Below are 7,123 nucleotides of genomic sequence, written 5' to 3'. Positions count from 1 at the left end.
CCAGCTCGCGGACTTCATCATGGCCAGTGCGGTCCCATCGCACCACGAACAGGCCGTAGACATGACAGCACGCGATCATCGCCTCGTTCCACTTTCACCTTGCGCGACGGGGGCGTTCCAGACATGAGTTCGTCATAATGATCGCCGTGGGTCGCGCGCAGCCGCTCATGGTATGAATCGGCGGCCTTGCTGAACAAGGGCGCCCGGCTGGCGGATGCAATGGCCGGTGCGATGACCGGCCCGGACGAAGCCGCCGGAAGTTCCCGTAGTCCCCGGTTCTCAAGCCGCCTGACGGTGGCCATGATCTGGTCGAGCTTGGCTTCCGTGGTGTCCGGCGCTGGCGGCAAACCGATGGTGCGCCTGAGTTTTGCCCAGTCCGCCGCCGAAGGCGGTTCCGCCGCGCGCTCATCCCAATCGGGTGGAGTGACCCTCGCTTTCGAAGCGGGGAGTTCGCCCAGGGCGGTCAGCAGGCCATAGATCGTTCGCGCCCGGTCCTGCGGGGTCGATTGGAGATCCGGTAGCCCCTCATCCAGCGCCGCGAAGGCCGGCATGATCTGCTGTAAATCCTGCCCGATGCGGTCATACACATCACGGCGGACCGCCTCACGCTTATTCAGGGCATCATCATTCCCGGTTCCGGCCATCATCAGTCTGTCCTGCGCTTCGCCGAGCGCACGATGAGCCGACAGGGAAAGAACCCGGGCCACACCTTGCGCGGTGCGTTTATCCACAGGACCGATTGTAATTCTCAGATGTGTCAACCACTCCATAAAATCGTACGCGCGTGGCACCCGCATCTGGAAAACCCAGGCGCTGCCGTTCCGCGTCAGATGCCGCCCATGCATGGATACAATCCCGTGTACATTGCCAGAATGGCCACAAGGAAAGTCCATAAAATCAACAGATTATGAGAATGGTGGAGGGGGTTGGATTCGAACCAACGTAGGCGTGCGCCAGCGGATTTACAGTCCGCCCCCTTTAGCCACTCGGGCACCCCTCCACCGCCCGTATTCTGCGATCGGGCCAGCGTTGTCAACGCTATGTCTGGCGCAGTAGAGAGCACCGCATGGAACACCGCGATCCGCACCGCCAAGGCGGCAAACCGCATCGCCCGCAGGGCCATGGGCCTAGGCCGGATCACCGCGACCGGCGAGCAGCACCGGCTTCCGGCCTGTGGCTTTACGGGATTCATCCGGTGGAAGCGGCTCTCGTCAACCCGGCGCGGCGGCTTCGCCGACTGGTGCTGACCGAGGAGGCCGAAGCCGCCCTCGCCGCGCGCCTGCCGAAGCCTTGGGCGATTCCGGCCGAGCGGATCGATCGGGACCGGCTCGATCAGATGCTCGGGCGCGGCATCGTGCATCAGGGCGCGGCGCTGCAGACCGATCCGCTGGCGTCCCCCACGCTCGCGGACGCGCTGAAGCGTCCCGGCCCGGTTCTGGTGCTCGATCAGATCACCGATCCGCGCAATGTGGGGGCGATTCTGCGCTCGGCGCAGGCGTTCGGCGCGGCCCTGGTGATCGCGCAGGAGCGCAACGCTCCCGAGGAGGGTGGCGCGCTCGCCAAGGCGGCGTCCGGCGCGCTGGAGCGGATCCCGCTGCTGCGGACGGTGAACATCGCGCGCGCGCTGATCGCGCTGAAGGCGGCTGATCTCTGGGTGATGGGTCTCGATGCCGGTGGTGCCACCCGATTGTCCGGCTCGTCGCTCGCCGGGCGACGCGCCGCCCTGGTGCTGGGCGCCGAGGGCGAAGGGCTGCGGCGGCTGACCCGCGAAACCTGCGACGAACTGGTCTCGCTCGCCATGCCGGGCGGGATGGAGAGCCTGAACGTGTCGGCGGCGGCGGCGGTGGCGCTTTACGAAATCATCCGGTAGGCGAATTCTTCGATACCGGCGGCGCTCTCCGCCTCCGCCAATGCGACCATGGCTTCGTGATGGGGCGAGAGACCGCAGGCCGGATCGGTCGCCGCCGCATCGCCCGCCAGCGCGAGCGCCTGGCAGCGGCAGCCGCCCCAGTCGATTTCGGCGCGCGCGCAGCCCTGACAGGGTGGCGCCATCCAGGCGGTGCCGCGATACGCCTCGAAGGCCGGGGAACTCGCCCAGATATCGGCGACGCCGCGCTCGGTGACGCGCTCGAAGATAAGATGCGTCAGGCTTTCCGCCGCGTGGCAGGGCAGCATTTTGCCCGAGGGTGTGATGTTGAAGAACCGTCGCGCCCAGCCGCCCATGCAGGCCTTCGGACGCGACGCGTAGTAATCCGGGACGACGTAATCGATGGTGAGTTTGCCGGCGAGGCGAGTGCGCGCGGCCTCGACGATAGCTGTGGCTTCGGCGAGTTGCGCGCGCGTCGGGATCAGCGCCGCGCGGTTCTTCAAGGCCCAGCCGTAATACTGCACATGGGCGATTTCGATCCGCTGCGCGCCGACTTCGACCGCGAGGCCGATCATTTCCGTTAGTTGACGCAGATTCTGACGGTGCATCACCGCGTTCAGCGTGAGCGCAAGACCCGCTTCGCGCACCCGCCTTACGGCAGCGAGCTTTTTCGCATGGGCGTCGCGAAATCCGGCGACATGATCGGCGATTTTTTGCTCCGCACCCTGAAAGCTGATCTGCACATGGTCCAATCCGGCCTCGGCCAGGACCGCCATCCGCGATGCGTTGAGCAATACGGCCGAGGTGATCAGATTGGTGTAGAGACCCTCGGCGCGCGCGTGACGCACCAGATCGGGCAGGTCGTTCCGCACCATCGGTTCGCCGCCGGAAAAATGGACCTGCAACACGCCAAGTGACGCGGCTTCGGAAATCACCCGCTTCCAGGTCGCGGTATCGAGTTCGTCACGCGCGCGATCGAGGGCGAGCGGGTTCGAGCAATAGGGGCATTTGAGCGGACAGCGATGCGTCAGTTCCATCAGCATCGCGAGCGGCGGTTCCAATTTTGTCATGCCGTCACCATGCCTTTTCCGGCAAGATCGTTGAGCATGTCGAGGCAATCGGTGAGCACGGCGTCGCGCGGGGCGGCGTAGCGCGTGGCAAGCGCATCGGCGATCGCGCCGATGGTGGCCGCACCGTCGCAGCATTCCAGGATCGCCACCGCGATCGCATCCGGCATGATGACGCGCTCGGGGGCGAGCAGAACATGGCAGTTGCGCGCCGCATCGAAGCGCAGCCGGACATGGCGGGCGAGTGCCGGCACGCTGGCATCGGTGAGGGTCATGGCCAGACGCCGTCATGACCCAGCGCGCCCGGCGGGATCAGACCAGGGTTGACATAGGCGTGGTGCAGCGCGTCGAGCTGCGCCCAGAGCACATCGCATTTGAAGCCGAGAGCGGCGATCACGGCACTTTGCTGTTCCGGCGTGCGGGCGTGGCGTTTGACGTAGTCGAGCGCGAAATCGGCGTCGCGCGGCGCCTGGTCGAGCCGCGCGTTGAAATAGGCCAGGGTTTCCGGCGTGATGAAATCGTAATGCGACAACATGCCGGAAACCCGCTCGCTGATGATATTGGGCGAGAACAATTCGGTGAGCGACGAGGCAATGGCTTCGAGTAGCGGTTTTTCGCGCACGAACTGCACATAGGCCTGCACGGCGAACCGCGTTGCCGGCAGGGCGGCACGCATCGAGACGACCAGCGCGCGGTCGAGATCCAGACCGTCGGTTAGCGCAATCCAGCGCGCGATGCCGCCGTCGCCTTTCTGCGTGCCGTCGTGATCGACCAGACGTTGCCGCCATTGCCTGCGTAAATCTGGATCGTCGATCCGGGCGATCAGGCTCGCATCCTTGATTGGAATATGCGCCTGATAACAATAGCGGTTCAGCGCCCAGGCCTGCACCTGCCGCTTATTCAGCTTGCCGCCATGCAGCATCCGATGAAACGGGTGACGGTTATGGTAGCGCGCCGCGCCAAGATCGCGAAGCGCCGTTTCCAGTTCACCGGCACTCATCAGCGTGGTCATAGGGTGAACTCCATCCCGTCCTGCGCCACGATCCAGCCGGCCCGCTCGGCCACCGCGCGTTCGGGCGAATCATCGAGGATCATCGGATTGCTGTTGTTGACGTGAACGAAAACCTTGCGCGCGACGCCGAGATCGGCGAAGGCCGCGATCGAACCCCGTTCGCCGCTGACGCTGACATGGCCCATGCGCGCGCCGGTTTTTGCCGACAGACCGAGGGCGATCATCTCGTCGTCACGCCAGAGCGTGCCGTCGAACAGCACGAGGGGCGCACCGCGCAGGCGCCACGCGAGATCGTCGGAGACGCCGGCACAGGCGGGGATGTAGAAGAACGACGCACCATCTGCCGCGCTGATTTTCAGTCCGATCGTATCGCCTTCCGCCGAACCGAAATCGGCGCGCGCCTGATCTTCCGCATAAAGAGCTACTTTTCCGGGTACCGCGAACGCTTCCACGGTCAATCCGAGATCGCTCCCGGAGCCGTCTTTCAGGCTAGTTTGCGTATCGAGGTCGAGGGTACGGCGCGGCACCAGATCGGCATCAAGAACGCGAAAGATCTGGTTGGCGCCGAGAAGATCGAGAATGCGCCGACCCGCATAAAGACCGAAAGATTGGCCCTCGCGCAGATCGAGAAGTCCGGCGATGAAATCGACATCGCCGCCGGTCAACGCCACGGCGCCGATCGGGCTGTCGCGCCGGCCCGCGCGCGGATGCAATGCCGGGGTCGCGGCGATCTGCGCGCGCAGATCGGGCGAGGCATTGAACAGCACCCAATCCACGCCATTCGCACTGACGGCGATGCCGGCCTGGGTACGCGGCCGAGTGGCCGGCTCACCCCGGCGGGCGCGGGCGCAGTTTTCGCAGGCGCAATTCCATTGCGGAAAACCGCCGCCCGCGGCCGCACCGAGAACGATCAGCTTCATGGGAAGCAAAAATCCGCCGGGGTCAGGGGGAAGATCGGACCCCGGCGCCTATCGGTGAGTCAGCCGAGTTCCGCGCAGGCATAGGCGTTGATTTCGGTGCCCACCGCGATTTCGACGAGTTTCGGCTTGGTCCACATGGTTTCAACTCCTTGTAAGGTTAGTAGCCGGCGATTTCCTCGCCGTTGTCCTCGCGCGCGGCAAGGATGGATGCAGAATACGGAGGATATCCCCCCGCGCAAGTTAAAACGAGCGCAGATTCGGGATCTGTGGCAAAATGGGACAATCGATGCCGCAACAGAGGAATCCGCTATGTCCCGCCCCGATTGCATCCGCCACTGGACCAGCCTTGAAGACCCGGACGACGGCCATTTTAACGCTTATCCCGGCGACACCGAATTGATGTCGGTCGGCGCGCCGCTCGGCCGCAAGCTCGGTCTGACCCGCATCGGCATTCACCACGAACGCCTGCCGCCCGGCCGGCGCACCTCCTACCCGCACGCCGAAAGCGCCGAGGAGGAGTTCATCTTCGTGCTGGAAGGCACGCCCGATGTCTGGATCGACGGCAATCTGCACCGGCTTTCGCCCGGCGATTCGGTCGGGTTTCCGGCCGGCACCGGCATCTGCCACACATTTTTGAACAATACCGCTCAGGAGGTCCGGCTGCTGGTGATCGGCGAGGCGAACAAGGACGAAAACCGCATCCGCTATCCGCTCAACGAGGCTTACGAAGCGACCCGCGAGGACCGCTGGGTGGATTGGCCGGAACGGCCGCTCGGCCCGCATGATGGCAAGCCGCGCGGTTAAGCGGGATCAGGATGAAGGTCGATCCGCGGCGCCGCCGACTTCAGCGCCCGGCAAATCCGCGCCGGTGACGCGGCTCTTCCAAAGTCAGATGCGCGATATAGCCGGAGCGGCTCTCGCCGGCGGCGCGCGCCAGGGCATCGAGACGTTTCAGCACCCGGCGCGGCAGCGTGATGTTGACCCGTTCGGTGGTGTCATCGAGCACGCTCGGGTCAAGGGTAATCACACCGAACAGCCATCCCGCATAATCGGGGTTGCGGCGGATGCTATCGAGATCGGACGGCGCCGGAACAGCCTGACCGGCGTCCAGGGCGGCATCGATCCAGGCGGCAGCGGCTTCCTCGGCGCCAGCCATGGCCTCATCCAAGGTGCCGCCGGCAGAGAAGCAGCCGGGTAGATCGGGCACAACGACCCCAAAGGCCGCAGTGTCGGTGCCAGCTTCAATCGCAATCGGGTAACGCATCGTCGTTTGATTTCCTAAAGGCCGGCCTGTTTGCGGATCGCGGCAACCAGACCGGCGCCGAAATCCTTTTTCGGGTGAGGCACCACCACGTGACCGGGCCGATCCTGATGCTTGAAGACGTGGTGCGAGCCGCGAACCCGATCCAGAAACCACCCGGCCGCCTGCAACTCCCGGATGATATCCGCGCTCTTCATCATGCGCACAATACACACTCAGGAGAAATGGAGTCAATGATCCGCAACCGAGCGGTTTGCGCACAGAAGGTCGTCGATGGTCATTGCAGCGTCAGATGCGCAACCGTGGCCGGGCGAAGGCTTGCACCGACGTCGCTGAGATGAGTCTGGATGACAGTGGTTGCACGCTGCGGTTCCAGATCGGTGACATCCAGGACAAGCGTTTCTGGAACGAGCGGATGCTGGATATGCAATTTTTCCAGATAGCCCGACAACGTGGCCGGATCGGTCAGTTTGCGCGGATTCCGGTCCGGCGATGCGACGCGGCGCAACAATTCATCGCGCTCGGCGGTCAGAATGACCGGCACCAAGGGTACGGCACGCGCCATTGCGAGTTCAACCACGAGCCGCCATGAATGGAGTTCCCGGTCGCTCCTCGTTGTCAGCGCATTGGTTATGACGAAAATCTCTCCGGCTGGCCGGTCCCGCAGCACCGCATAGGCCGCATCGCGCACGGTTTCATAAAGCGGCCAACACGCGGGATCGTGGAAGCCGGCGCAGGCGAGCGCGGGATCGTGCAGACAATGATTATCGATGAAACGGGCATCGAGAGCATCGGCCAGAATCGTTCCGATGGTTTTCTTGCCGACGCCGGGCCAGTCGTTGAGGTGAATGATCATTTCACGAAACAGAGGCGGGTTGCGCCGCCCCTGCACCTCAACGATTGGAGCAGAAATTCATCCGCAGGCGGCGACCGCGCGGCGCGCCATCACGCCGACCAGATGCGCGCGATAGGCCGCACTCGCATGGATGTCGCTGC

At 64.4% G+C, this 7,123-nt stretch carries 12 protein-coding genes and 1 tRNA gene; 3 read left to right on the top strand and 10 right to left on the bottom strand.

Features of this window, described 5'->3' with window-relative positions:
- Window positions 1–17: 17 nt before the first annotated feature.
- Together L2A60_RS19475 and L2A60_RS19470 are read right to left on the bottom strand one after the other, a co-directional pair.
- On the bottom strand, window positions 18–845 hold the full coding sequence (locus tag L2A60_RS19475) for a hypothetical protein (protein ID WP_235706125.1): 828 nt from the start codon (window positions 843–845) through the stop codon (window positions 18–20).
- Between the two features lie 69 nt (window positions 846–914).
- Window positions 915–1,000 (bottom strand) — tRNA-Tyr (locus L2A60_RS19470).
- A 66-nt stretch (window positions 1,001–1,066) separates the two neighbouring features.
- On the opposite strand from L2A60_RS19470, the gene rlmB reads away from it, so the two are divergent.
- Window positions 1,067–1,870 carry a 23S rRNA (guanosine(2251)-2'-O)-methyltransferase RlmB gene (gene rlmB / locus L2A60_RS19465; RefSeq protein WP_235706124.1) on the top strand — a complete coding sequence of 268 codons (804 nt, stop codon included), beginning with the start codon at window positions 1,067–1,069 and terminating at the stop codon, window positions 1,868–1,870.
- Here the strand turns inward: rlmB and pqqE are convergent.
- From pqqE to pqqA, 5 genes are read right to left on the bottom strand one after another with little or no spacing between them, the layout of a single operon-like run.
- Window positions 1,852–2,937 carry a pyrroloquinoline quinone biosynthesis protein PqqE gene (pqqE, locus tag L2A60_RS19460; RefSeq protein ID WP_235706123.1) on the bottom strand — a complete coding sequence of 362 codons (1,086 nt, stop codon included), beginning with the start codon at window positions 2,935–2,937 and terminating at the stop codon, window positions 1,852–1,854. The two genes, rlmB and pqqE, sit on opposite strands and share 19 nt — an antisense overlap.
- Window positions 2,934–3,209: a pyrroloquinoline quinone biosynthesis peptide chaperone PqqD gene (gene pqqD / locus L2A60_RS19455; RefSeq protein WP_235706122.1), complete on the bottom strand. Its 276-nt coding sequence runs from the start codon at window positions 3,207–3,209 to the stop codon at window positions 2,934–2,936. The genes pqqE and pqqD overlap by 4 nt, the downstream gene beginning before the upstream one ends.
- Window positions 3,206–3,946: a pyrroloquinoline-quinone synthase PqqC gene (gene pqqC, locus L2A60_RS19450; protein ID WP_235706121.1), complete on the bottom strand. Its 741-nt coding sequence runs from the start codon at window positions 3,944–3,946 to the stop codon at window positions 3,206–3,208. The genes pqqD and pqqC overlap by 4 nt, the downstream gene beginning before the upstream one ends.
- Window positions 3,943–4,866, bottom strand: coding sequence for a pyrroloquinoline quinone biosynthesis protein PqqB (gene pqqB / locus L2A60_RS19445; RefSeq protein WP_235706120.1), 924 nt, complete (start codon window positions 4,864–4,866; stop codon window positions 3,943–3,945). The genes pqqC and pqqB overlap by 4 nt, the downstream gene beginning before the upstream one ends.
- Window positions 4,867–4,925: 59 nt before the next feature.
- Window positions 4,926–5,003 carry a pyrroloquinoline quinone precursor peptide PqqA gene (gene pqqA, locus L2A60_RS19440; RefSeq protein ID WP_235706126.1) on the bottom strand — a complete coding sequence of 26 codons (78 nt, stop codon included), beginning with the start codon at window positions 5,001–5,003 and terminating at the stop codon, window positions 4,926–4,928.
- 172 nt (window positions 5,004–5,175) lie between these two features.
- Here pqqA and L2A60_RS19435 point away from each other — a divergent pair, with 172 nt between their 5' ends.
- Entirely contained in the window at window positions 5,176–5,670 is a 495-nt protein-coding gene (locus tag L2A60_RS19435) for a cupin domain-containing protein (protein WP_235706119.1), read from the top strand.
- Window positions 5,671–5,710: 40 nt separating this feature from the next.
- On the opposite strand, the gene L2A60_RS19430 is transcribed toward L2A60_RS19435, so the two are convergent.
- The 3 genes from L2A60_RS19430 to L2A60_RS19420 form a co-directional block, all read right to left on the bottom strand.
- Complete coding sequence (locus L2A60_RS19430; protein ID WP_235706118.1) at window positions 5,711–6,130, bottom strand: type II toxin-antitoxin system HicB family antitoxin; 420 nt, start codon at window positions 6,128–6,130, stop codon at window positions 5,711–5,713.
- 14 nt (window positions 6,131–6,144) lie between these two features.
- Complete coding sequence (locus L2A60_RS19425) at window positions 6,145–6,324, bottom strand: type II toxin-antitoxin system HicA family toxin (protein WP_235706117.1); 180 nt, start codon at window positions 6,322–6,324, stop codon at window positions 6,145–6,147.
- Window positions 6,325–6,404: 80 nt separating this feature from the next.
- A complete protein-coding gene (locus L2A60_RS19420; RefSeq protein WP_235706116.1) occupies window positions 6,405–6,671 on the bottom strand; it encodes a hypothetical protein in 267 nt (88 codons plus the stop codon).
- Window positions 6,672–6,719: 48 nt separating this feature from the next.
- Between L2A60_RS19420 and L2A60_RS19415 the strand changes: the two genes are divergently transcribed.
- Window positions 6,720–7,123: hypothetical protein (locus L2A60_RS19415; RefSeq protein ID WP_235706115.1), on the top strand; the 404-nt coding region annotated here is incomplete at its 3' end.

The organism is Acidiphilium iwatense (genome assembly GCF_021556475.1).
GTDB lineage: Bacteria > Pseudomonadota > Alphaproteobacteria > Acetobacterales > Acetobacteraceae > Acidiphilium > Acidiphilium iwatense.
Note: the sequence above shows the minus strand (reverse complement) of the source record. Positions and strands in the feature narration are given on the sequence as shown.